This is a genomic window from Mycolicibacterium alvei, assembly GCF_010727325.1.
In the GTDB taxonomy this organism is placed as follows: domain Bacteria; phylum Actinomycetota; class Actinomycetes; order Mycobacteriales; family Mycobacteriaceae; genus Mycobacterium; species Mycobacterium alvei.
Genome location: NZ_AP022565.1, coordinates 4,938,506 through 4,961,888, shown reverse-complemented (window position 1 = coordinate 4,961,888; position 23,383 = coordinate 4,938,506). Strand labels below are relative to the sequence as shown.

29 protein-coding genes are annotated in these 23,383 nt (G+C 66.0%); 15 read left to right on the top strand and 14 right to left on the bottom strand.

What is annotated here, in order from left to right:
• Positions 1-184: 184 nt before the first annotated feature.
• The 6 genes from G6N44_RS23730 to G6N44_RS23705 form a co-directional block, all read right to left on the bottom strand.
• Positions 185-871: a helix-turn-helix domain-containing protein gene (locus tag G6N44_RS23730; RefSeq protein WP_163668270.1), complete on the bottom strand. Its 687-nt coding sequence runs from the start codon at positions 869-871 to the stop codon at positions 185-187.
• A gap of 67 nt (positions 872-938) precedes the next feature.
• Positions 939-1,745, bottom strand: coding sequence for a class I SAM-dependent methyltransferase (locus G6N44_RS23725; RefSeq protein ID WP_163668268.1), 807 nt, complete (start codon positions 1,743-1,745; stop codon positions 939-941).
• Complete coding sequence (locus tag G6N44_RS23720) at positions 1,742-2,530, bottom strand: ABC transporter permease (protein WP_163668266.1); 789 nt, start codon at positions 2,528-2,530, stop codon at positions 1,742-1,744. Before G6N44_RS23720 ends, G6N44_RS23725 begins: the two co-directional genes overlap by 4 nt.
• A complete protein-coding gene (locus tag G6N44_RS23715; RefSeq protein ID WP_163668264.1) occupies positions 2,527-3,234 on the bottom strand; it encodes an ABC transporter ATP-binding protein in 708 nt (235 codons plus the stop codon). Before G6N44_RS23715 ends, G6N44_RS23720 begins: the two co-directional genes overlap by 4 nt.
• A gap of 7 nt (positions 3,235-3,241) precedes the next feature.
• On the bottom strand, positions 3,242-3,697 hold the full coding sequence (locus G6N44_RS23710; RefSeq protein WP_163668262.1) for an MTB12 C-terminal domain-containing protein: 456 nt from the start codon (positions 3,695-3,697) through the stop codon (positions 3,242-3,244).
• A gap of 112 nt (positions 3,698-3,809) precedes the next feature.
• The gene (locus G6N44_RS23705) at positions 3,810-4,649 is read right to left on the bottom strand and encodes a peptidoglycan recognition protein family protein (protein ID WP_163668260.1); all 840 of its coding nucleotides are present in this window, start codon (positions 4,647-4,649) and stop codon (positions 3,810-3,812) included.
• 244 nt (positions 4,650-4,893) lie between these two features.
• On the opposite strand from G6N44_RS23705, the gene G6N44_RS23700 reads away from it, so the two are divergent.
• On the top strand, positions 4,894-5,580 hold the full coding sequence (locus G6N44_RS23700) for a DUF3060 domain-containing protein (protein WP_179964433.1): 687 nt from the start codon (positions 4,894-4,896) through the stop codon (positions 5,578-5,580).
• Positions 5,581-5,601: 21 nt separating this feature from the next.
• Here the strand turns inward: G6N44_RS23700 and G6N44_RS23695 are convergent, their stop codons facing one another.
• Both G6N44_RS23695 and G6N44_RS23690 read right to left on the bottom strand, forming a co-directional pair.
• Entirely contained in the window at positions 5,602-6,375 is a 774-nt protein-coding gene (locus G6N44_RS23695) for an amino acid ABC transporter ATP-binding protein (protein WP_163668256.1), read from the bottom strand.
• Complete coding sequence (locus G6N44_RS23690) at positions 6,372-7,742, bottom strand: amino acid ABC transporter substrate-binding protein/permease (RefSeq protein ID WP_407666182.1); 1,371 nt, start codon at positions 7,740-7,742, stop codon at positions 6,372-6,374. The genes G6N44_RS23695 and G6N44_RS23690 overlap by 4 nt, the downstream gene beginning before the upstream one ends.
• A gap of 517 nt (positions 7,743-8,259) precedes the next feature.
• Here G6N44_RS23690 and G6N44_RS23685 point away from each other — a divergent pair.
• Positions 8,260-8,553 (top strand): hypothetical protein, encoded by a 294-nt coding sequence (locus G6N44_RS23685; RefSeq protein WP_163668252.1) that lies wholly within the window; start codon positions 8,260-8,262, stop codon positions 8,551-8,553.
• A 126-nt stretch (positions 8,554-8,679) separates the two neighbouring features.
• Here the strand turns inward: G6N44_RS23685 and G6N44_RS23680 are convergent, their stop codons facing one another.
• Complete coding sequence (locus G6N44_RS23680) at positions 8,680-8,994, bottom strand: hypothetical protein (RefSeq protein ID WP_235682859.1); 315 nt, start codon at positions 8,992-8,994, stop codon at positions 8,680-8,682.
• 158 nt (positions 8,995-9,152) lie between these two features.
• Between G6N44_RS23680 and G6N44_RS23675 the strand changes: the two genes are divergently transcribed.
• Positions 9,153-9,449, top strand: coding sequence for a DUF4193 domain-containing protein (locus G6N44_RS23675; RefSeq protein ID WP_163668249.1), 297 nt, complete (start codon positions 9,153-9,155; stop codon positions 9,447-9,449).
• 34 nt (positions 9,450-9,483) lie between these two features.
• On the opposite strand, the gene G6N44_RS23670 is transcribed toward G6N44_RS23675, so the two are convergent.
• Entirely contained in the window at positions 9,484-10,224 is a 741-nt protein-coding gene (locus G6N44_RS23670) for a TetR/AcrR family transcriptional regulator (RefSeq protein ID WP_163668247.1), read from the bottom strand.
• Between the two features lie 91 nt (positions 10,225-10,315).
• Here G6N44_RS23670 and G6N44_RS23665 point away from each other — a divergent pair, with 91 nt between their 5' ends.
• The 7 genes from G6N44_RS23665 (at position 10,316) to G6N44_RS23635 (ending at position 17,276) form a co-directional block, all read left to right on the top strand.
• Positions 10,316-11,728, top strand: coding sequence for an NAD(P)/FAD-dependent oxidoreductase (locus G6N44_RS23665; protein WP_163668245.1), 1,413 nt, complete (start codon positions 10,316-10,318; stop codon positions 11,726-11,728).
• 62 nt (positions 11,729-11,790) lie between these two features.
• Entirely contained in the window at positions 11,791-12,117 is a 327-nt protein-coding gene (locus tag G6N44_RS23660; protein ID WP_163660028.1) for a hypothetical protein, read from the top strand.
• A gap of 45 nt (positions 12,118-12,162) precedes the next feature.
• Positions 12,163-13,425, top strand: coding sequence for a YeeE/YedE thiosulfate transporter family protein (locus tag G6N44_RS23655; protein WP_163668243.1), 1,263 nt, complete (start codon positions 12,163-12,165; stop codon positions 13,423-13,425).
• A gap of 62 nt (positions 13,426-13,487) precedes the next feature.
• A complete protein-coding gene (locus tag G6N44_RS23650; protein WP_163668241.1) occupies positions 13,488-14,051 on the top strand; it encodes a hypothetical protein in 564 nt (187 codons plus the stop codon).
• Between the two features lie 62 nt (positions 14,052-14,113).
• Positions 14,114-15,424, top strand: coding sequence for a Dyp-type peroxidase (locus G6N44_RS23645; RefSeq protein WP_235683120.1), 1,311 nt, complete (start codon positions 14,114-14,116; stop codon positions 15,422-15,424).
• Positions 15,421-16,437 (top strand): hypothetical protein, encoded by a 1,017-nt coding sequence (locus tag G6N44_RS23640; protein WP_163668237.1) that lies wholly within the window; start codon positions 15,421-15,423, stop codon positions 16,435-16,437. The genes G6N44_RS23645 and G6N44_RS23640 overlap by 4 nt, the downstream gene beginning before the upstream one ends.
• Positions 16,437-17,276, top strand: a complete 840-nt coding sequence (locus G6N44_RS23635) for a bile acid:sodium symporter family protein (RefSeq protein WP_163668235.1) — start codon at positions 16,437-16,439, stop codon at positions 17,274-17,276. Before G6N44_RS23640 ends, G6N44_RS23635 begins: the two co-directional genes overlap by 1 nt.
• On the opposite strand, the gene G6N44_RS23630 is transcribed toward G6N44_RS23635, so the two are convergent.
• From G6N44_RS23630 to G6N44_RS23615, 4 genes are all read right to left on the bottom strand, one after another.
• Positions 17,206-17,532: a LuxR C-terminal-related transcriptional regulator gene (locus G6N44_RS23630; RefSeq protein WP_235682858.1), complete on the bottom strand. Its 327-nt coding sequence runs from the start codon at positions 17,530-17,532 to the stop codon at positions 17,206-17,208. The two genes, G6N44_RS23635 and G6N44_RS23630, sit on opposite strands and share 71 nt — an antisense overlap.
• Positions 17,454-19,469, bottom strand: a complete 2,016-nt coding sequence (locus tag G6N44_RS29615) for a winged helix-turn-helix domain-containing protein (RefSeq protein ID WP_163668233.1) — start codon at positions 19,467-19,469, stop codon at positions 17,454-17,456. Before G6N44_RS29615 ends, G6N44_RS23630 begins: the two co-directional genes overlap by 79 nt.
• Before the next feature lie 240 nt (positions 19,470-19,709).
• Entirely contained in the window at positions 19,710-20,132 is a 423-nt protein-coding gene (locus G6N44_RS23620) for a hypothetical protein (RefSeq protein ID WP_163668231.1), read from the bottom strand.
• A gap of 159 nt (positions 20,133-20,291) precedes the next feature.
• Positions 20,292-20,465, bottom strand: a complete 174-nt coding sequence (locus tag G6N44_RS23615) for a hypothetical protein (RefSeq protein WP_163668229.1) — start codon at positions 20,463-20,465, stop codon at positions 20,292-20,294.
• A gap of 131 nt (positions 20,466-20,596) precedes the next feature.
• Here G6N44_RS23615 and G6N44_RS23610 point away from each other — a divergent pair, with 131 nt between their 5' ends.
• The 5 genes from G6N44_RS23610 (at position 20,597) to G6N44_RS23590 (ending at position 23,378) form a co-directional block, all read left to right on the top strand.
• The gene (locus G6N44_RS23610) at positions 20,597-21,436 is read left to right on the top strand and encodes a glycoside hydrolase family 16 protein (RefSeq protein ID WP_163668227.1); all 840 of its coding nucleotides are present in this window, start codon (positions 20,597-20,599) and stop codon (positions 21,434-21,436) included.
• An 81-nt stretch (positions 21,437-21,517) separates the two neighbouring features.
• On the top strand, positions 21,518-21,931 hold the full coding sequence (locus G6N44_RS23605; RefSeq protein WP_163668225.1) for a PAS domain-containing protein: 414 nt from the start codon (positions 21,518-21,520) through the stop codon (positions 21,929-21,931).
• Positions 21,932-21,966: 35 nt separating this feature from the next.
• Positions 21,967-22,386 (top strand): MarR family winged helix-turn-helix transcriptional regulator, encoded by a 420-nt coding sequence (locus G6N44_RS23600; protein ID WP_163670297.1) that lies wholly within the window; start codon positions 21,967-21,969, stop codon positions 22,384-22,386.
• A gap of 81 nt (positions 22,387-22,467) precedes the next feature.
• Positions 22,468-22,905 (top strand): OsmC family peroxiredoxin, encoded by a 438-nt coding sequence (locus tag G6N44_RS23595; RefSeq protein WP_163668223.1) that lies wholly within the window; start codon positions 22,468-22,470, stop codon positions 22,903-22,905.
• Entirely contained in the window at positions 22,902-23,378 is a 477-nt protein-coding gene (locus tag G6N44_RS23590; protein ID WP_163668221.1) for a hemerythrin domain-containing protein, read from the top strand. The genes G6N44_RS23595 and G6N44_RS23590 overlap by 4 nt, the downstream gene beginning before the upstream one ends.
• Positions 23,379-23,383: the final 5 nt, after the last annotated feature.

Genomic DNA, 23,383 nt, shown 5'->3' with positions numbered 1-23,383 from the left:
ATGACGCATTTCTCGGGCGGCGCGACCGTCAATAGCAATTCTTACCTTCGTCGGCAAAAGTGAGCGGTAAATCACACAACGACACGTCAGCAAACTTTCGTGGGCGTCAAGACTCCGCGACCGGCAGCGAGCGCCGCCACGTGTGACTGCTGTGAAAGATGTGCCATGCCGGGTCGGTTGTTCGCTACCCGGGCAACTGGTCCGTCATCGGCCGGACCACGAGGTTCACCTCGCACGATCCGTGACGGGCGTCAGGGTGTACCGCAGCCTGGTATCGACCGCCGATGACCTCGGCATTCAGGTCGATGACCTCCTGGATCAAGCCCTGCTGGATGCCGCGCACCACCTCGGGGGAATCGACCGCGACCTCGGCCAGCGGGCACGTGCAGATCTCCACGGACACCTCGCCGAACGACGTGAGCACCGAACGGACCTCGAATCCCAGTTCGCCGAGGGTGGCCACCACCAGATCGGCGATCGAGGTCTCACCGCGCCGACGCGCCACCCGCACCCGACGCGCCAGATCGGCACCGATCCGCAGGGCGCGCGCTTCCCGTTCCTCGGCGGTGCCGCCCAGATGTGCCGCGAACAACGCGACGATGTCGGCGTAGTCCAGGCGCGGGGCGATCTCATAGGTCAGCCGTGGCCGGCCAACGCGCCCGGCACCGGACGCCACGCCGCCCCGGCGGATGACGCCCCGCGCCTCCAGCGCGCCCAGGTGAAACCGCGCAGTGGTGACATGGATCCGCAGCGTCTCGGCGATCTGTCGCGCATCGACCGGGGTGTCCGCGGCACGCAGCAGGTCAACTACCCGCTGCCGCTGCAGGCCGACCGCCCGGTCCGATTCGACGCGATCACCATGCCTGGGCATGCCCACATCATGCACGCCGGCGGGCCACCCATCTGCCCCTGGCACAGATGCCATTTCGATTCGGTGCTCAGTCGGAACCGGGCACCACAGCGACGATCGCCACCGCCGTCAACTGCTCGCGGTAGCGATTGAAAGTTCCCCGCATGCTGAGCACCCGTTTGCGCGCGGCCGGGTGGGTGAGGACGTTGCCGACGATCCGCAGTGCACCGAACACGCCTTCGTCGGCGATCACGCGGCGTGGTTGCAGCAGCGCCATCGGGGCAAGGTCGACGCTCTTGATCTCAAATCCGGCGCTGGTCAACAGGTCCGACCACTCTTTGACGGTCAGCGGCCGGGCGTTGACCTTGATGGCCCGCGCCATCTCTCGGCGGATGTCGTCTTTGACGTCGTCGGCCAACTCGTCGGGCATGAGCCCGAGTTCGTGGATGGCGTAGCGCCCGCCGGGACGCAGTACCCGGAAGGCTTCGTCGACGATGGCCTTCTTGGCGTTCTCGCCTTGCATGGTCAGCATGGCCTCGCCGACCACGACGTCGGCGGAGGCGGCCCCCAGCCCGGTTTCTGCGGCATCGGAATCGATGAGCCGACCGCCGGTGGCGGCCACCACCTTCTGCAGCGGCGCTGAGGCCACCGAGCTGGCGTCGACCCCGACGTATGACCGTGGTCGCTGCGCGGCGATGTCGGTGGCGGTGCGGCCCAGCCCGGGGCCGAGTTCGACAACGTCGGAGTCGGCAATCCGGGCCGAGCCCAGCATCCGGGTGGTCAGTTCCAGCCCGCCGGGCCGCAGCACCCGCTTGCCCAACCGGGCCAGCAGCCAGTGCCCCGGCAAGTCGGCGTCGGACCGCTGTGCCAGCGGCAGGTCATTCTTGCGAGTCATTTCGGGATTCCTCCTCTGAGTGCTGTGCACCACGTACTGCACAGCGGGACAACGGAAAACAAGGCGCACGTGTACGCCAGCGCGACGTTTGGGCCCCACGGCGGGGTCAGCACGATGTCTTGGCCGGTGGCGTAGACACCGTTGAGGAACGGCATGAACCGCTGTATCGAATATCCGCCGGGCAGGTATCCGACGGCGGTCTCGATCACATACACCCACAGCAGAATTGCGCCGACGGCGGCGGCAGGCGTACGAATCAATGCACCCACGCCGAGCCCGAGGCCAGCTGCGAAGAATGCGTAGAGCGGCACGGTCCACAGCAACCGCAGGCCGTGCGGGTCGGTCAGCGACACCTGCCCGTAGACCGACTCTGAAATCTGCGGTAGCGCGACGAGCACCAGCACCACCGTGGCCGCCGACAGTGCGGCCCCCAACGTGCCGTAGAACAACCATTTGCCGACGGTGGTCGCCCCGGTGCGCGGCACCGCGAATCGTACGTATTGGTTTGCGCCGGACCTGAATTCGTGCGCCTGTCCGTGAGCCGCCGCCAGTGCCGACAGCACCACGGTCACCGTGATCACCCAGTACGCGGCGTTGGTCGTCGATACCTGCTGGACATGACTCTGGCCCGGGATTCGGGCGAATCGTTCTGCCACGTAGGCAATCAGGAATGTGATCACGGCCGGCAGGATCACCGCAGCCGGGACCAGAACACTCCACAACGGACCGCGACCGCCGGTGCGGGTCATTTCGGCACGCATGCTGCGCAACACGTGCGCGGTCATACCGCGGCCATTCCGAGCAACATGGTCTCCAGATGCAGACGAGGATCGGCGCCGGAGGGAACGATCTCATCGAGGCGGCCCGCGGCGGCGACGCGACCCCGGTCCAACACCAGCAGTCGGTCAGCGGTCAATGCCACCTCACCGAGCACGTGACTCGCCACCACGACCGTGCACCCGTCGGTAGCCAACTGCCGCAACAGCTCCCGCAGCCAGACGATCCCCGGGACGTCAAGGCCGTTGACCGGCTCGTCGAAGATCAGCACCTGCGGCCCGGCCAACAGTGCACCCGCGATGGCCAGCCGCTGCCGAGCGCCCATCGACAGTCCGGCAATGCGACGGTGCCGATGGCCGGCCAGCCCCACCTGGACCAACACCACCTCGATGCGCCCCTCGGGGATACCGCCCAATGCCGCCAACCAGGACAGGTGGCGCAGTGGGCTGTGCCGCGGGTCCATGGTGGACGGGTCGCCGTGCACCCCGAGCGCCCGCATGGGTTCGGTGTGCCCGTCAATAGCCTTGCCGCACACCGTGACCGTGCCGCAGTCGGGTCGCTCGAGGCCGGCGATCAACCGGAGCAACGTGGTCTTTCCGGCGCCGTTGAGACCGAGTAGGCCGGTGACGGTGGCGGGCGGGAACGATGCGGTGACATCGCACAGGGCCGGGGTACCGCCGAAGGCCTTCCCCAGTCCGCAGACTTCGATCATCGCCCGGTCACTGGAAATTACACGGAATGGGTAGGCCCAGGGTGGAGATGCCGCTACACATCGACTTGCTCGCGAGCTTCCACTGTCCGTCGATGTAGCGCCACTCGGCGGGTATCTGCAGCGTCGGTTGCCCTTGACGGCTGCCGTTGATCACCGCAGTGTGACTGGTTCCGTCGTGGGTTTCCGGCCCGGTCACCACAGCCGAGCCTTTCGGCGCACGGAAGACGCCGAGCCGGTAGACCATCTTCGGCACGATGACCGCCCGGGGTCCGCCTTCCAGTTGCGCGGCCTTGACGTAATCCGGCGCCGGGCTCGCCACGAGTAGCTGGATCTGCGCATTCAGCTCCTCCAACGTGGGGACGGGAGCGGTGATGGCGAAGTCCTCGGCGGCAGCCGACGGTGCCAGGGACACTGCGAGTGTTGCGGCTACGGCGCCGGCGACGAGCGGAAACAGGCGCTTCATCAGCGGTTCCTTAATTTGGAGGACAAATCTACGGTTAACCATAGAAGTTTGGTTAGCCTAAGGCAACACCTCCACCCGCAATACCGAGCGCCCGAATTTGCCCAGCGGAACCTCAGAGTCGCAGCGCGGCGGCGGTGGCAGGGCCGACAATGCCGTCGACCCTGAGGCCGGGGGTGCGACGCTGAAACTCCTTGACGGCCGCCTCGGTGTGCGGACCGAAGACGCCGTCGACCTTGAGATCCCCCGCATACTGCGCGTAGTCGCTCCTGAGTCGACGCTGGAGTGCCGCGACGTCTGGGCCCTCCATCGGCCGGAACAGCAGGACGTCGGCATACTGCCCCACCGGAGCCGTCGGCCTGGGCGTCGGTGCCGGCGTCGCGATGTGCCCGATCCGCTCCTCGATGTCGGCGCGCAGGACGTCCATGTCGATGGCCCCCGGATCCCATTTCCCCTGCGCCCGGCCTGCGTACTCCTTGTGGCCGATGGTGCGTGCCGAAGTCTGCGCCAATCTGCGGTTGATCGCCGCGCAGCTTCGCACCAGCGCGAAATACTGTGCGTCAGGCCAGTTCTTACGGTGCGGAGCCGTCGGACTGGTACCGCTGTTGGCACACTCGATACCGATCAGGTGCCAGTTGCCCATGTTCGTCGGCAACCACGGATACATGCCCGCACCCGCATGCCAGGCCACCCCGAGTGCCACGATCGTCACCGTGCCGTCGCGCGCGATGTGCAGTTGCGACAAGGGGCCGGGGAGGTCCGGACGGCCGTTCGCGATCGATGCGGCAGTGGCCCCGTCCGACCCGGTGTGATGCACCATGACCCCGCGGATGTCCTTGAAGTCGCCATGGCCCCGTGTCCGCCACCCGGGGTACTCGACGAGGTCGATACCTTCCGCACGAAGAATGTCGGCCAGCCAGACCGGGTCACCGGTCCATCGTCCTGTCTGAGGCACTCAGGTTCCTTTTCCATGCGCAGCTAACGTTCCGTACCGGCAAGTCTACGCGGGGGGCACGACACCCCGGGGAATGCCGTACGACCGTCAGACAGGTTATGGGCCAATCACTTTGCCCGCAGTCGCCACACCTGGACCTTGCCGTCTCAGCGGGTTCGCGAAGTCCACTTCCAGCAAACGACACCGGGGATCGGCACCGACACTTCCCGCCCGCATCAGCTGCTGAATGTGCGAGCATCTGCGCATGGATCCGAAGGACGACCCTGAGGCCCGCATCCGCGAGTTGGAACGCCCACTCGCCGACGCGGCCCGCTCATCCGAGCTCGGCACCGGGCATTCAGCCGTCCCGCCTCCAACCCAGCCCTGGACCCAGGGCAACACATTCCCGCCGCCGCCCCCTGGTCCGCCCGCGCCGTGGCCGGGCTACGAACCGTATCCGGCGCCGCCGGCACCACAGCGCAAAACGGGCAACCTGCCGGTGTTCTTCATGGTCGGCATGGCGACGGCGATGGCGGTAGTCGGCAGTATCGCGAGCTTCGTGATATTCAGCAGCGACGATTCCGCAAGCACCGACCGGTTCACCGACAGCCAGTCCACGACGATGCGGCGGACTGTCGTCAGCCCGATGCCCCGGCCCGGAGCCGTTGCACCGACGCAGGTTCCGACGGGAGAGACGGTAACCGTCTCGGGCATCAACGGGCACCGGACCCTCGAGTGCCGGGACAACATCGTGATCGTCAGCGGCGTCGAGAACGAATTGGAGATCACCGGTCACTGCACCGCGCTCACCGTCTCCGGCGTCGAGAACGTCGTCACCGTCGAATCTGTCGACACCATCGGGGTGTCCGGATTCGACAACCGCGTCACGTTCCACACGGGCGAACCCGATGTGTCCAAGTCGGGTCAGTCCAACGTGGTCGAGCAGGGTTGATCGGGCTCTTCGTGCGCTGAGCTACAGCACCTTCGACAAGAACTCCTGCAACCGAGGATGTTTGGGGCTGTCGAACACCTCGGAGGGGGTGTCATCCTCGACGATGTTGCCGTCGGCCATGAAGATCACCCGGGAGGCCACCTCGCGGGCAAAACCCATCTCGTGGGTGACGACCACCATCGTCATGCCGCCCTCGGCCAGATCGCGCAGCACCTGCAGTACATCGCCGACCATCTCCGGATCCAGGGCGCTGGTGGCCTCGTCGAACAACATGATGGACGGATTCATCGCCAATGCCCGGGCGATCGCGACCCGCTGCTTCTGCCCACCCGAGAGCGTGGCCGGTTTCACCGCGGCCTTCTCGGCCAGGCCCACCTGGGTCAGCAGTTCCATGGCCCGCTTCTCGGCCGCAGCCTTGTCCATCTTCTTGGTCAGCAGCGGCGCCAGCGTGACGTTGTCGATCACGGTCATGTGCGGGAACAGGTTGAAGTGCTGGAACACCATGCCGATGTGCTGACGGACCTTGTCCAGGTCCACTTTCCGGTCGGTGAGGTCGAATCCGTCGACGGTGACCTTGCCCGCGGTGATGTCCTCGAGCTTGTTGAGGCATCGCAGGAAGGTGGACTTGCCCGACCCCGACGGCCCGATGACACAGACCACTTCACCCTTGCTGACCGTGGTGTCGATACCGTCGAGCACCACCAGATCGCCGAATGATTTCTTCAGCCCTTCGATGCGGATCTTGACGGTGCCCTCGGGCTCGGCGGCCGCGGCTTCCGGTACCAGCTGGGTCATTTGGTGATCCTCTTCTCGAGCCGATCGGAGAATTTGGTGAGCGCCATGATGACGACGAAGTAGATGATGCCGATGATCAGCCACATGTAGAAGGACTGGAAGTTCCGGGCGATGATGATCCGCCCGGTCTGGGTCAGTTCTGCGATGCCGATCACCGAGAGGATCGAGGTGTCCTTGAGGGTGATGACGAACTGGTTGATATAGGACGGGACCATCGTTCGGATCGCCTGCGGCAGAATGACTTTTCGCATCGTCGGCAGATACCCGATACCGAGGCTGCGCGCTGCCTCCATCTGCCCCTTGTCCACCGCCTGGATTCCGCCGCGCACGATCTCGGTCATGTACGCACCGGCATTGAGCGAGAGGGTGATGATGCCCGCGGTCAGCGCCGACATCTGGAAGCCCAGCGCCGCCGGGATGCCGAAGTAGATGAAGAAGGCCTGCACCAGAAGTGGCGTGCCTCGGAAGACATCGACGAAGGTGGTCCCGACGGCGCGCAGCACGATCGACCGCGATACCCGCATCAGCCCGAAGATGACGCCGAGCACCAGCGCGATGGCGATCGAGACGACCGTCAGGATGAGCGTCATCTTCAGGCCGACCATCAGGATCGGGAAGGTGCTCTTGAGCAGTCCGATGAAGGAGTTGTCGGACTCGACGGCGCCCTCGCCGAGGTACTTCTCGACGATCTCGTCATAGCGACCGGACTGCTTGAGTTCCTTGAGGCCGGCGTTGAACTTGCTCAGCAGTTCAGCGTTGCGGCCCTTGTTGACCGCGAAGCCGTAGCTGGCACCCTTCTCCTTCGGCGTCACGGTCTTGAATCCGCTGCCCTGCTGGATGTTGTAGTTCAGCACCGGGTAGTCCTCGAAGACCGCCTGCGAATTGCCGGTCTTCACTTCCTCGAACATCGAGGCCGAATCTGCGAAGTAGACGGTGGAGAAGCCGTACTTGTCCTTGATCGACTCGGCGAACTCGGCCCCCTGGGTGCCGTTCTTGACCGCGACGCGCTTCCCACGCAGATCTTCGTAGGACTTGATGTCCTCGTTGTCCTCCAGCACAGCCATCTGCACGCCGGACTCGAAGTACGGGTCGGAGAAGTCGAACACCTTCTTGCGCGCATCGGTGATCGACATGCCGGCAATCACGCCGTCGGCCTGATTGGCCTGAACGGCCTGCAGCGCGGCGTCGAAGCCCAACGGCTTGACCGTGACGTTGAACTTCTGGTTCGCCGCGATCTCGTTCAGGAGGTCGATGTCGATCCCGACGAATTTGCCTTCCGCGTCCTGGAATTCGAACGGCGCGAAGGTGATGTCGGTAGCGACGATGTAGGTCTCGCCATCGGCGGCGGCTCGGGCCGGCGCCAGCATCGCGGCCCCGAATATCCCGACCAGCAATACCACCACGACGGCCAGTAGCCGTTGCGGGGACCGGATGATTCCGGCGATATCCTCGCCCGACGCGGATTCGGCTCTCATCGTCCAGTCTCCTATCCAGATACGAAACGACGAGTCCCCACGCTATCGCCGTCACTGGGATTCGGGCGGCATTTACCGGTGCACGGTTCGGCACCGCGATCACGTCGCGGGGCGGGCGGGCGCACCGGAACTCATGGGTCGTCGAATTGTCCTGTGCGCGAGGCTGGTTGCGCGGGGAACATCCGGCCGCGATGCCATCGGCCGATGGCATCCCGCGTGTCGGGCTTTACAAATCGCCCGTCCTCGTCCATCCGGCCGCCGTGAGAACCGGTCCTGTAAAAGGACGTTCGGCCGCAGATGCCCCCTATTGAGGTAGTGCACTACGCGTGAACATTGACCTGGGTCAGTCGTACTTTTTCTGCATGAGAGCGCTCGACAGTACGGCGCTTGGTTCAGAGGAAGTTTCGACATGAGCGTTTTCCACCAGGTTTCCGCCATCAGACGCGAAGCCCCGCGACAGACCACGATGCGCCGGCACACGCACGAGCCAGTGCTCATCACCGAACAGCAGGTGCTGTTCGGCACCGCCGCCGCAGCGGGCAGCCACAGGGACCACCATGTCATCGCGGCGATGTCGCACGCGATGTCATCGGTTGCCGAACGCTGGCACGCCCTTGCCGACCGGCGGCACGCGCCCTACTACCCGCCGCGGTGCAGCTATCTGGAGAACAGCCTGATGGCGCGGGAGATGGACCGGCTCTGACCGGCAGGCGCCGACCGGCGGCCGTCCCGGTCGGCGAACATCACACCGGTATGCCGGCTGTCAGCCCGGTCATACCGCGCATCGGCCGGCAGGACCCCTCGTGACGGGCACAAAGACAGTCGAAGGTCAGTCGATACGGATGACGTACGTGCCGTCGTCGTCACGCTCGATCTGGCCGTCGAGGGCGTTGATCCACACCGGGGTGTCGCGTCGCGAACCGAGGAATGCGCTCTGCACGGAGCCACCGGGCTGCAGGTCGACATTCCACTCGTCATCCTGGGCCACGATCGTGAGAAGTTCCTCGCCGTTGGCGCGGCGGATCGAGATCACCTGGCCGTTGGTCTCCAGATCCTCCAGATCCGCATCGTCGTCTTCGAGGTACTCATCAAGCTCAGCGTCATCGAAGTTCTCGGCGTCCGAACCTCTGACATCGTCATGCACGCCGACGACTGTACTCAGCATCACGTCTACCGATGCAGACTGCGGCGGTTTGAACGGCTAACGTGCACCCGACGTTTATAGGTTGTTCGCCCGGGGAACAAGGAGTCCCGCTGCGGCGTTGGCCACAAACATTGGTCTTGAACTTAGGAGGATCATCTATGGCTACTGACTACGACGCCCCGCGCGTCAAGGAGACCGACGAGGCTACCGACGAGTCGCTGGAGGAGCTGGCCGCCCAGCGGCGTACCGCGGCCAACACTGCGGTCATCGACGAGGACGAGGTAGTCGATTCGTTCGACCTGCCCGACGCCGACATCTCCGGCGAGGAGCTGACCGTACGGGTCATCCCGAAGCAGGCTGACGAGTTCACCTGCTCCAGCTGTTTCCTGGTGCAGCACCGCAACCGGTTGGCGCTGCAGAAGGGTGAGCAGCAGCTCTGCATCGAGTGCGTGTAGCCGTATTGAACAGCTTCGAGTAGAGCGGGATCGCCTACTCGGCCTCCCGGTCATCACCCAGGGCGATGTGCGGTAGCGGAACACGCTCTCCCACTTCGCCATTGGCATCACGCAGAGCGGGGGCCGCGAGCCCCTCACGCAACAGCCACCTGGCCAGCTCCAGGGTCTGGGCGATCTCGTCGTCGGAGATGCGCAGCCCGTCGGGCTGCTGACGCAGAGCGATCACACCGTTCCAGGCGCCCCACAGATAGTGCGTCAACCGCAGCGAGTCGACGGGCCGGGCTTCACCGGCGGCGATGGCAGCGTCGATCTGCTCGGCGAATCGGCGCAGCAGCAGACCGACCCGATCGCGGATGCTCGCCTCCGTCTCGTCGTCGCCGGAGAGCGGTTGCGCCCCCGGACTGCGGTACGCCAGAAAATGGAACGCACCCGGATGGTCGAGGTGGAAGCGCAGATACGCGTCACCGCCGGCGAGCACGCGCTGCAGCGGGGTCATCGCCGGATCGTCGCTGCGCTGCATGTATTCGGTGAAGAGTGCGAGCGCCCCGTTGACCAGCTGCAGGTACAGCCCGCGCTTCCCGTCGAAGTGCCCGTAGATGGAGCCAACCGACACATCGGCCAACTCGGCGATCTCCTCGATGCGGGCCTCGCTGTAGCCCTCACGGCTGAACACCACCTCGGCGGCGTCGAGGATGGCCGCACGGGTGCGTGCACGCCGCCTGCCTGCACGGGCCGCACCCGGCGAGGCCGCAGTGTGTACGTCGCCGACGGGCATCGGCCCAGGATAGGTCACACCGGCAATTTCAAAGAGCATTCAAAAACTGAAAATACTTACAAAAACGACATCGTGGTGGCACCCTGACCCCATGCCCGAGGGGCCGGACGTCGTGATCGTCGGTAGCCGCTGCGCGGGGGCCGCGGCGGCAATCAGCCTGGCCAGGCGCGGTCGCACCGTCGTCGCACTGGACAGCGCCGGGTTTCCGTCCGACACACTCTCGACGCATCTGCTCTTCACCCACCACTGGGCGGAGCTGGAGCGGCTCGGCGCACGGGATCGGGTGCTGCGCCTCGGCGCGCCGCTGCACACCCGCGTCGGCCTGGGCACCCCCGGGGTCGAGGCCATCGGGCCGGCCAGCACCTACGAGGGGCTGTCGGCAGGTGCCTGCATCCGCCGCCCCGGCCTCGACCTCGCACTGGTGCAGACCGCCCGCGAAGCCGGCGCCGACGTGCGCGAACACGTCCGGGTGACCGACCTGATCCGCGAACCGTCGGGCCGGGTGGCGGGCGTCCGCTTCAAACGCCGCGACGGTTCGACGGGCAACGTCAACGCGAAGTTGGTGATCGGAGCCGATGGACGGAGGCCCACCGTCGCACGGCTGGTCGGCGCGCGCGAACATCACCGCTGCGACAACCAGCGCATGATGGCCTACGCCTACTATCAGGACACGCATTCCGAGCTGCGCGACCTGGCCATGCAGTGGCGGTTCCGTGATGATCTTGTGACGGTATTCCCCTGCGACGGTGAACAATTGGTCGCCCTGCAGATGCCGCCGGTCCGCCGCGCCGACGAGTTCCGTGCCGATTCGATCGCCGCCTTCGACGCGACCGTCGAGCGCGTCGCGCCTTTCGCACAGCGGCTGCATGGCTGCACCCGAGTCAGCAAGATCCTCGTCTCCTACTCCCATCCCTCCTACTTCCGGCATTCCCAGGGGCCTGGCTGGGCACTGGCCGGGGACGCCGGACACTTCAAGGACCCCGTCACCGCGCAGGGCATTCGCGACGCACTTCGGTTCGGGCGCCTGCTCGGCGAGGCGGCCGCACCGTATCTCGACGACCCGGTCCGCCTGGACCGTGCGCTGGCCTCCTGGGAACTGGACCGCGACGCGCAATGCCTGGCCATGTACCAGTGGGCCAATCAACTCGGCCGCGCCGACGAAGTGTCGCCGATCGAACTCGCCGCCTACCGCTGGTTCGCCGCACGCCCCGGCGGCATGACCGAGATCGCCGATGGCTTCAATCGGATCTGCTCGCCACAGCAACTGTTCTCACCGGGCCGGGTGGTCCGGTTCACCCTGGCCGCGGCCCGCGATCCGAACGTCGACCGCAGGCAATTGTGGTGGACGCTGCGCCGCGACGTGCGCCGGGAAGCCGCTCGGATCGTCGAGGCGACGATGTTCGAACGGCGTCGCACCGTCTCGTCCCGCAGTACCGCGAGCGCTCGAGCCGGGTTTGGTCGATACCCTGGAGAAGCTGATCGCGTCCTGTTGACCCGAGAATGATCGCGTCCTGTTGACCCGAGAATGATCGCGTCCTGTTGACCCGAGAATGAAAGTGGTAAGTGATGACAGCGCTTCGCTCCACTCGACGGTTCATCGTCGCCGCCTGTTCCGCACTCGCGGCGACGGCAGCGGCCGCGGCGGTCGCCACGGCGCCGGCCGCGACGAACAACCTTGCGGCCTGTCCGAACGGTGAGGAAAACGACACCTACGCCGGGACCTGCGTCCCCTATCTGGTTCCGAACTCGCCTGCCGGTAACAGCCTGTGCCCGCCCGGGGTGAGCGGCACCGAATGCGGTTCGGCAGAAGTCCAGTCGGGCCCCACCAGGCCGGCGGTAGCACCGCCCGGGCCGGAGCAGGAACTCGAAGACGTCAGCACACCGGACTTCTGACGATCCCGGCTTATCACCCCCGGAAGGTGCTCGTAGGAGGTGCCCATGGTCAGCGTCACAGCGCCGTTGTGGGTAGGGCTGTTGATCGGTGCGGCGTTCAGTGTGCCGGCCTCGTTGTGGGGAATCGGTAACCCGGAAACGATCATCCGGACCGCCAGGTTGGTCGACCGGCTCCTCATCGGCTGTTTCCTGTTCGTCACCGCCATCGGCGCGGTCCTGCTGTACGGCCTTTACGCGCTCGGGTTCTCGATGCATTTCTCACCGAGACCGACGTATCTGATCGGCGTCACACTCGGTGGGCTGATGTTCGGGGCCGGGGTCGCAGTCAGCGGCTATTTTCCGGGTACCGAGATGATTGCTCTCGGAGAAGGTCGCCGAGACGTCCTGGCAGCGCTGCCCGGCGGACTCCTCGGCGCGGCGGCGTGGACCGCGCTGTACCAGACCGACGTCGGCCGGTGGCTGGTGCATACCGCCGACTTCGGCAACCTCGTGGCGACCGGGGACATCGCGAATATCCGGCCGATCCCCATGCTCCTGATTGCGATCACGTATGCCGCGGTATCACTGACGCTGCTGTATCGCCTGCCGCGGTACCAGGGCGGTGAGCACAGCTGTATGCAGCATCTGCGCAGGGCGAACAGACCGGTCGACGCACATGACCAGACCTGCACCGACGACACCGCCGCCTACCTCGACGAAGGTGTGGCGGTGCCCGCCTGGGCCGGCAACGGCTCACGACTCTCACGTCTGGCCTCACAGCGGGTGTCCAACGGGAACTTCTTCGCGTGGACCACCGCAATGGCAGCCCTGTTCGTCGCCGTGATCGTGGTTCTGTCGCTGTTCCTTCGCCAGCCTTTCGGCATGTCGACCACCTACTCGTGGGTGGTCGGGCACCTGTTCATGCCCGGGTTCGACTACAGCCGAGAGGTCTTCGCCACGATCGGCTGGGAGCCTCTCGTCGTTGCCGGTGTACTCCTCGGATCGCTGTTCTCGGCCCTGTTTGTCAGCCGTCGTTTCAACGCGTTCCGCCCCGTCGTACCGCCCTCCTGGCGTAACCGATTCGGTCCCAGTCGCGCCAAGCGGGCTGCGGCGTGCTTCGTCGGGTCGTTTTTCGTACTTTTCGGCGCCCGGATGGCGGGTGGCTGCACGAGCGGTCACACCCTCAGCGGCGGGGTCCAATTATCAGTCAGTGCATGGCTTTTCACCGCGGCGTTGCTCGGCGCCATGTTCCTCACCGCACGGCTCGTCTACAGTGATTCCAGCTGGAGGGTCACTCCGGTATCCCGGCGTGCATCTACTGCGCCCTGACAGGGCGATTTCCCCCGAATTGGGGGACGACACGGGGGTTTGGCGTCCATAGTCTCGTAACCATGGCGCACAACGGAAACAACGATTGGACCCAGCCGGCGGCTATGGCGCTCCCGAAGGAGGGCTACTTCGAGCTGACCCGAGGGCGATACGGCCCGGTTTTCCCCCGCACCCCCGCGTGCTACGGCTTCAACATCATCGCGAAGGTTCTCGACGGCCACGAGCAGGCCATCCGCGACTACGGCAAGCAGCTCGAGGCGGCCGTCGCCGCGCAGCCCGAAGTGCTGGCCCCACTGAAGCTGCACTACCTGCGCTGGCAGCTGTTCGACGTCGGCTCCGGCCTGCATTTCCAGTACCAGGGCATCTTCGACACCGACTTCGACAAATACACCGAGGACGCGGTGAAACTGTTCAGCTCGACGGGCATCACCACCGCGTTCACCCACCTGGAGGGCTTCCCCAAGGACTGGAAGACCAACCCCGAGGCGTTCATCATGTTCGTCCGCGACCACCAGGTACCGAGCTTCCTGGAGTACGGCGAATACCCGTACGTCACGTCCGAGGAGGTCAAGAAGGCGCTGCGGCTCAAGGCCGCGTTCTCCGACATGCTGGACCAAATGCAATGACAGCAAATGCTGTGGTGCCAAATGCGACGAACGACCTCGAATTCGACGATATCCAGCACATCATGCTGACCGGGACGCCACACCTGACCGGTCGGTACGAGTTCCTGTCGTTCGATAGTCCCGAAGCCGGCCAGGCCTGGCTGGCCGAGATGGTCCCCCTGGTGCAGTCGGCCACCGATGTCCGCGAGACGGTCAATATCTTCAAGCGTTGGGTCAACCTGGCCTTCACCTGGAATGGCTTGCGCGCACTGGGTCTGGACGACGAATCGCTGGCGAGCTTCCCCGACGAGTTCCGGGAAGGGATGGCGTCGCGGGCCGACATCCTCGGGGATACCGGCGCGGCCGCACCCGAACACTGGCTGGGTGGGCTCGCCGGCGACGATCTGCACGCCATCGTCATCCTGTTCGCCCGGGACGAGGAGGAGCGCGTGCGCTGCGTCGGTGAGCACGACGCACTGCTGGCCCGCTGCCCCGGGGTGCGGTCACTGTCCCATCTGGATCTGGCCGCCACTGCACCGTTCGAGTACGACCACGACCACTTCGGGTATCGCGATCCGATTTCACAGCCGCAGATGAAGGGGTCCGGCGAGGTGCTGATCCCCGGTTCGGGCGGGGCGCTGGAACCGGGCGAGTTCCTGCTCGGCTACCCCGACGAGGAGGGCCTGGTCGCCGACCAGCCCACTCCCGAGGCCATTTCGCGCAACGGCAGTTACCTGGCGTACCGCCGACTGGAGGAGCATGTCGGGGTCTTCCGCGACTACCTGAGGCAGACCGCCGAGGGAGACGAAGAGGAGGAGTTGCTGGCCGCCAAGTTCATGGGCCGGTGGCGCAGTGGCGCTCCTCTGGTGCTGGCACCCGAGCGTGACGATCCCGAGCTCGGCGCGGATCCGATGCGCAACAACGATTTCGACTACGGCGAGATGGATCCGCACGGCTACGCCTGCCCGCTCGGTTCCCATGCCCGTCGGCTCAACCCGCGTGACACCGAACCGAATCCGAATCGGCGCAGGCTGATCCGGCGCAGCGGCACCTACGGGCCGGCGTTACCCGAAGGTGCGCCGGACGACGGGGTGGAACGCGGCGTCGGGATGTTCCTGATCTGCGCCAGCTTGGTCCGTCAGTTCGAGTTCGCCCAGAACGTCTGGATCAACGACGCATCGTTCAAAGACCTCGGCAACGAACACGACCCGATCTGCGGCACCCAGGACGGCACGCTGGACTTCAAGATTCCAAAGCGGCCGATCCGCAAGGTACACAAGGGGATACCCGCTTTCACCACGCTCCGCGGCGGAGGGTACTTCTTCCTGCCCGGCCTGAACGGGCTGCGTTACCTCACAGAGCTCGGGACCCCACGAAGCAAGGAGACAGCATGACCACACCCCGTTCATACGCCCGCACCTACAACCAGGCCCACGTCGCCCGGCCACACAACGGCAAGCGACGCGTCAGCATCTACTGGTCGTGGAGCTACCCGTGGGAGGTGCAGCGCGACCCCGCCGAGTTGTACAACCGGTTCTCGACCTTCACCGAGGTACGTCTGGCGACGTGGCCGGCCTACGAATCACCCGAGTACATCGCGCGGAACTTCCTGCAGGGCATCGACGGAACGCTGGAGACGTTTCACCGCTCGTCGCTGGCATTCCAGGAAGTCGCCGGCGAGGCGACCGGGCATCCGGTGGCGGTGTTTCAGCGGGTCGATCAGGCCGGGTACCGGCTGCCGATCGACGAATGCATCCTGAACGACACCGACACCCTGATGATCTTCGGCTTGGACCACCTGCTCGGCGACGAGGCGGCGAGTCCGGAAGAGATCGCCGCGATCCAGCAGTGGTTGAAGCGCGAGGGCACCTGCCTGATGCTGGCACCACACCATGACGTCGGGTTCACCGATGACAAAGAGCAGCAGCAGATGGAGTACCTGCACCACGGTGATCCCCTGACGCCTCGGGTCCAGCGCTTCAGCGGCTATGCCCGGTCGCTGCTGACCGGACTGAACATCCCGGTGCACAACACCTGGGGCCTGCGTCCGGCCACCGTCGAGGGCACCCGACAGGTTTTGCCGCTCACCGCATTCCGCGACCTGGATTCGGCGGGCCTGCTGCGCGACGTCAGCACTCTGGCCTTGCACCCGCACCTGCCGCACTACGAGTTGACCGCGCCCGAGGGGCCCGACCTTCGGGTGCTGGGCCGGCAGCCGATCGACCAGACCCGGCCGCATCCGTTCACCCTGGCCGGCAACACCGAGTTCAACGCACTGATCCACATGCCTCCGTCCGGTGACCGCGCCGGTGACATCGTGCTCGTCGACTCCACCCATTTCACAACCCTGTTCGGCGCCAGCGACAGTCTGAAGTCCTTCTGGCGCAACCTCGTGACGATGGCCTGATGGGCGGCATCAGCGATCTTCTCCTGTCGGGTTCGAACATCGCGGTTGTCCTGTTCGTCGTATCCAGCACTCTGGCCGTCGGTCTGAGCCTGACCGTCGGCCAGATCCTGGCCCCGCTCAAGAACGTTCGCTTGGTGGCGCTGTCGCTGGCGGCCAACTTCGTGCTGGCGCCGCTGGCCGCGTTCGGGTTGTGGCGGGTGTTCGGTCTCGACGAACCGCTCGGGATCGGGTTGCTGCTGGCCGGACTTGCGGCAGGCGCACCGTTCCTGATCAAGCTCGCCGAGTTCGCGAAGGCCGACATGGCCTTCGCGGTCGGGCTGATGGTGCTGCTGATGGTCGTCACCGTCGGGTACGTGCCACTGGTCCTGCCGATCGTCGTCGCAGGCACCGCGGTGAACCCCGCCCAGATCGCGCTGTCCCTGGTGGTGCTGATGCTCATCCCGCTGGCCGCCGGTCTGGTGTTCCGGGCCCGCGCTGCCGGCGCGGCGGCCCGCATCCAGCCGGCCGTGGCGAAGCTGTCCACCATCAGCATGGCGCTGGTGATCGTGCTGACCATCGCGGCCCATTTCAACAGCGTGACATCAGTTTTCGGTACGTTCGCCATCCTGGCGGCCATCATCTACACGGTGATCTGCGCCGGGATCGGTTGGCTCCTGGGCGGATCCGGGTCTCGGGACGTCCTGGCGCTGGGTACCGCACAACGCAACGCCGCCGCTGCGTTCGTGGTCGCCGGCCAGAACTTCGACGACCCGAAGGTCGTCGTGATGATCACCGTGGTGTTGATCGTCGAGTTTGTGATGCTGTTGCCGTTCGCCCGGCGGCTCGCGCGGTCTCGCTGAGCAGCCCGAACCGCGCCGCCTCGGCCACGGCCGCAGCGCGGGACGAAACGCCGAGCTTGCGGTAGATCGACGTGGCCTGGCTTTTCACCGTCTCCCGGCCCAGCGTCAACTCACCGGCAATGCGCTGCAGGGACAGATGGGTGGCCAGCAAAGGCAGCAGCCTGAGCTCGGCCGTCGTCAATGACGGCCGAGCCCCGCGGGCCGCACGGGCTGCTGAGAGGGCACGAATACGTTCCAGCCCCTGCCCGATGCCCACGGCCTCCGGTTCTCGTCGGTGGGCACGCTGCGCGGCATCCAGGTGCCGGTCACACAGTTCGGTGTCGTCGATCTCCACAGCGGTGCCGGCGACCAGCACATGGGCCAACAGCGCGGTACGGGCAGACAGGTCACCCAGCCGGTCGACCAGCCGTTCGGTGGCGCGGACGGCCGAGCGCGCCCCGCCACGTCGCCGCGCCGGGACCGCACCAACGCGTCGACCGCGTAGACCACCACCATCGGGACCATGTCGGACAGGTCCCGTGAGTCGACGATCGAGCGCGCGGCCGCGGCATGTTCGACGGCAGCCGGCAGATCGTCGTCACCGAGGTCCAGAGCGGCGAGATGCGCCAGCGCCGCGGCCTGGAACCCGGGGAGGTCTTCGATCACTGGGAGTGCCGATTCCAGGGTGGTCCGCGCCTGCTCGGGTTCGTCGAGCATGGCCAGCGCGGCGCCTTTCATCATCGTGGCCGCACCCCACCATGGGTTGACCAGATGATCGCCGGCGGCACAGACTGTTTCGGCATGACGGATGACCTCCCCCACCCCGCCGACACCGACCAGAGAACCGACCAGGGCCGCAGCCACATCGACCGAGGGCGTGCCGTCCGCGAGTGGCTTGCCGGTATCGGCCGCGCTCGCCGTCAACAACGACCGCTGGATCAACTCGGCGTCACCGGTCGCCACCCCCAGCCACGCCCGCGCAATCGCCGCGTCGGGGTAGTCGGTGAAGGTCTGCTCATCGATGAGGCTGAGACGCCGGGCCAGGACGCCGACGCGGCCGTCGAAACCCAGTCGCACGGCATCGATACCCACCAGCGCCGCCGCGTGGGCACGGTCGTCGGCAGCCAGCGCCTGGGTCAGCGCGCCGTCGACGTCACCGGCGCGGGCCAGCCGATCTGCCGCCCTCGTCGCCAGCTCCCGGAACCGGTCCGGATCCCGGCCGTGCAACCGCGCGCGCAACAGATCTCCGAAAAGTTGGTGATACCGGTACCAGATTCCCTGGGCGTCAAGGGAAACCAGAAACATATTGCCGGAGCGGGTGATTGCGTCCAGCATCGCGGCCGAATCGGTACGTCCCAGCAACGCATCGAGCTCATCGGCGCTGAAGCGGTCCAGCACCGCTGATTCCATGAGAAACGTTGTGGTGCCTGGTTCGAGCTGACTGAGCACCTCCTCGACCAGGTAGTCGGCCACCAGCCGGTGCCGACCCGTCACCGCGTCAGCGGGTGCGCCATCGCGCAGCGCCAACGCCGCCATGGCGACCCCGGCGGCCCAGCCTTCACATTTGTCGAGTACCCGCGTGATCGTGGCCTGGTCGATGCCGGCATCCAGGGCCGCGAATGCGGCCGCGCCTTCTGATCCCGACAGCTTCAGTTCCGGAATGCCGATCTCGACGACATGGCCCTGCAATCGGCGTCGCCCCAGTTCGAGCGCAGGTTTCTGCCGGCCGACCAGCACCAGGGTCGTCGAACTCGGCGCCAGGTCCACCACGGCGCGCAACGTGTCAGCGGCTGCGCTCGACGACAACTCGTGAACGTCGTCCAGCACCAGCACGATGGGCCCACAGCTTTCGAGTGCCTGGACGAATACCGGCACCAGCTGGGATTCATCGCGGCCCGCGCCCTGCAGGTAGTGCAGCACCGCCGGGTCGATGGGCTTGACCTGGTCCAGCGCGGTGGTCAGGTGCAGCAGCAGGTGCGCGGGGTCGTTGTCGAGGTTGTCGAGGCGCGCCCACGCGAACGGGCGTCCGTCGGCGTCATCCCACTGCGCCACCGCGGTGGTCTTGCCGTATCCCGCGGGTGCAGCCACCACCACCAGGCCGGTGTGATCCTGCAGTAAGCGGGTCACTCCCGGACGGGGAACTCCGGCAAGACCGGCGACCGGTCGGCCGACGGTCGCCACCGGAATGTGCGCCGGCCCGGACCCTGCTACCACCCGAGCATTTTAGGTCAGCGGCGTCAACGGGCGGCTTTCCGCACGACACGTGCGGACGCGGAGCGTCAGATGTTTCGACGGGCTAGGACAGCACCGGATTCAGAAAGACATACAGCGCAACGATTTTCCCGTCACGGGCCAGGATTACGTGAGCAGCTCCAGAGTTCGTTCGCAGCCACCGGGCTCATACCTCGGGCTGGCGCGTTGAAATCTCCCCCGGCGGCGCGAGGAAAACGGGTGCTAGGAGAGCTTCGTCAAGGTGAACGAGAACTGATCACTGCGCTCGGCCGGACCACAGTCACTCGCCTCCCAGGTGGCAAAACCGGTGCCGGCCAGCGTCGCGTCATCCCAGGCGAGCGTGCGTGAGGCGGTGAGCGGGGTGCCTTCGCAGGTCCCCGCATCGGGCCATGGGCTCACCATCGTCCAACGGGTGCCGTCCAGGTGGGCCTGCCCGCCATAGGGCGCCCATGTCGCGCCGCCGGTGGCGGCCACCTCGGCGCATCCCGGCCCACATGACGTCACGGTCCACGTGCTCCAGGTCGACGGGCCGTCGTGGTCGTAGCGATAGGTGCCGTTGAGTTCGTCGGCGGCTGCCGGGCTCGCCAGGCCCACAGCGGCTCCGGCCAGAACCACAGCCGGAATAATGCCCATGACACGTCTCACGATCGCACTCCCTGAAAATTGGCCCCGCCCCGAACCCACAAAATTGACGGGCAGAGCATCTCACACGAACATGCTTTGGGCACAGCGGGATTGACGGTGCGATGGCCCGAGTTGGCGCGGCCTTCGGGAGTGTGACTTAGCTGGCAAACCGGAGGGCGGTCAGCGGGATTCGCCTTCGGATTCGACCAACCCGGCGCTGCGGGCGCTGACGACGACGTGTTCCCAGTTGATCACCACGGCCGCGATCATCGTGATGGCCGTGGCGAAGCCCGCCAGCGAGGCCAACCCGGTGGCCCACTCCCCGCCGGTGGCGAAAGTTTCGATCAGCGTCATGAAATCCACTGTCCCCACGCTTGCTGAGCAGGGATGAAGCGTTTCCTATGGAAATCTTGTCAACCGAACTGCCTGCCGGCAATCCCTTTCGCTCCGTACGTACACACGCAACCGGGTTAGGGTGGTCCACCATGGCCAACTTGGACCGCCGAAAAATGATGATGTTGTCGGGTCTGGGCGCGATGGCGGCGGCGATTCCCGCCCCGCTAGCCAATGCCCTCCCGGCCAGGCCCCAGACACCGCCCGTTCCCGCCCCCTCCGCTCCGCAGTCCGCGGTCAACTACGTGTTCGCCGATGAATTCGACGGCCCTGCCGGCTCGGCACCGAACGCGTCGAAGTGGACCATCGCCAAGGCCCGCGAGACCTTCAAGGAGCCCACCTACTGGGAACAGCCCGGCCGCATCGGGCAGTACCGCAATGATCGTAAGAACGCGTTCCTCGACGGCAAGGGGAATCTCGTCATCCGGGCCACGAAGGAAGGCGACGCCTACTACGGCGCCAAGCTGGCCAGCGTGTGGGAGGGCGGCGCCGGACACACCTGGGAAGCCCGGATCAAGTTCAACTGCCTGACCCCGGGCGCCTGGCCGGCGTTCTGGCTGGGCACCCTGGGCGAGGGCGAACTCGACATCGTCGAGTGGTACGGCAATGGCAAATGGCCGTCGGCCACCACTGTGCACGCCAAGTCCAACGGCGGCGAATGGGAGACCCACAACATCGCCGTCGACTCCGGCTGGCATACGTGGCGCACCCAGTGGGACGCCAACGGCGCGCGGTTCTGGCGGGACTACACCGAAGGCGCGCAGCCCTACTTCGAGGTGTCGGCGAGCCAGCTGCCGGACTGGCCGTTCAACCAGCCCGGCTACACGATGTTCGTCGTCTTGAACCTCGCGGTCGCAGGATCGGGCGGAGAAGACCCCAGCGGGGGCACCTACCCGGCCGACATGCTGGTGGACTACGTCCGCGTCTGGTAAGTATCGGCCCCTGGCGTACCGCCTTCCCGATCGCCTCACACTTGCATACCACAAGTGTTGCCTAGTGCAATACTGCTAGGCATGGACGAAGGAATGATCGCCACTGCACTGTTGTCGGGACCCGACGCGATCATGGCCGCGGACCGAAACGGATTGATTACGTTCTGGAACGGCGGCGCCGAGCGACTGTTCGGGTTTCCCGCCGATCAGGCGGTCGGCGAGTCGCTGGATCTGATCATCCCCAAGAAGCTCCGCGCCCGACATTGGGACGGATGGCACCGGGTCATGCAGACCGGCCAGAGCCGCTACGGCGATGGCGACCTGCTGGCCGTTCCCGCCATACGCGCCGACGGTTCGACCATCTCGGTGGAGTTCGTCATCCACCCGGTCTCCGACACCTCGGGCCAACTCATCGGGGTCGCCGCCACTCTCCGCGATGTCACCGCCCGCTTCGAGGAGACCCGTGACCTGAAGCGCCGGCTCGCCGAACGGTGACGAAGACCGCCGCCGGGGAATTGCGCGCGTTCGAAATGGCATCCCGCGACCTGGTCGGCGTGGCGCTGCGCAGCCTGCAGCACGTCGAGATCTCACTGCCGCAATACCGGTTGCTGGCGGTACTGCAGGAGCGCGGCCGGTCCAGTTCTACGCAGTGCGCCAAGGCGCTCGGCGTGGCCGGTTCGTCGGTGACCCGGTTGGCCGACCGGTTGCATGCCTCGGGCCATCTGGTGCGGGTCGCCGACCCGTCGAACCGCAGGATCGTCGCGTTGGAGTTGACGCCACAGGGACGCGGGCTGGTCAGTGCGGTTGCCGCTCGCCGCCATCGGGAGCTGAGCCGGGTACTCGATCAGATCGACCCGGCCGAACGCGCCGCGTGCGCGGCCGTCCTCGCCACGCTGCACGAGCGGTTCCACGACGGCCGCGCCGATGCCCCCATGCAGATGCCGCTGTAAGCCGTCCCGACCCTGGCCTTATCGGGCCGCGGGGCGTAGCGTTTCTACAAGTCGCTTTTGTAGAAACTATGGAGGGTGGTTATGAGCATCGCCGAACGCAGCGCAGGCACCAGTTGGGAAGGTCCCCTCGCGTCAGGGACGGGTCGATTGGATTCCGGCAGTGGGGTATTGACCGGACTCGATGTGACCTGGGCCGCGCGCACCGAGGCGCCCGGTGGCAAGACCAGCCCCGAGGAGCTGGCGGCGGCCGCGCACTCTTCGTGCTTTTCGATGGCATTGGCGCTGAAACTCGGCGAGCAGCAACTGACCCCCGAACGCCTCGATGTACGGTCCACCGTCACCCTCGACGAGGTCGGCGGCCTACCCACGATCGTCTCCTCTGCGCTGGTCATCAAAGCCCGGGTCAGCGGGGTGGATGCGGCCAAATTCCAACGGATCGTCGACGACGCCGCCGCCCTCTGCCCGGTGTCTCGGTTGTTCGCCGGGGCCGAGATCAGTGTGAAAGCCGAACTCGAGTGACGGCCACCGTGGGGGCGACCCTGGAACGCGAACACCGCACGATCGATGACGGCATCATGGACTTCGCCGGCGCCGATCCGTCTGCGGTCGCCCCCGAGCAGCGGAGCGCTCTCCTTGACTCCATCGCGGTTCTGCGCCGCCACATCTACATCGAAGAGCAATACCTGTTTCCGCCGCTGCGGGCCGCCGGGATGGTCGGGCCGGTGATGGTGATGGTGCGGGAGCACGGCCTGATGTGGCCGCTGCTGGACCAGCTGCAGCGGCTGGTTTCCGACGGAGATTTCGGCACTGCAACACAGCTGTGCCGGGACCTGTTGCAGCAGTTGAACTCTCACAATACGAAAGAGGAGATGATTCTCTACCCGCAGGCCGATGAGGTGTTGTCACCAGGGGATCTCGATGAACTGACCGATCTGCTCAGCACCGCTGAGATTCCGGCGGATTGGGTGTGCGGCGGCGTGTTGAGGTCTTGATCGTC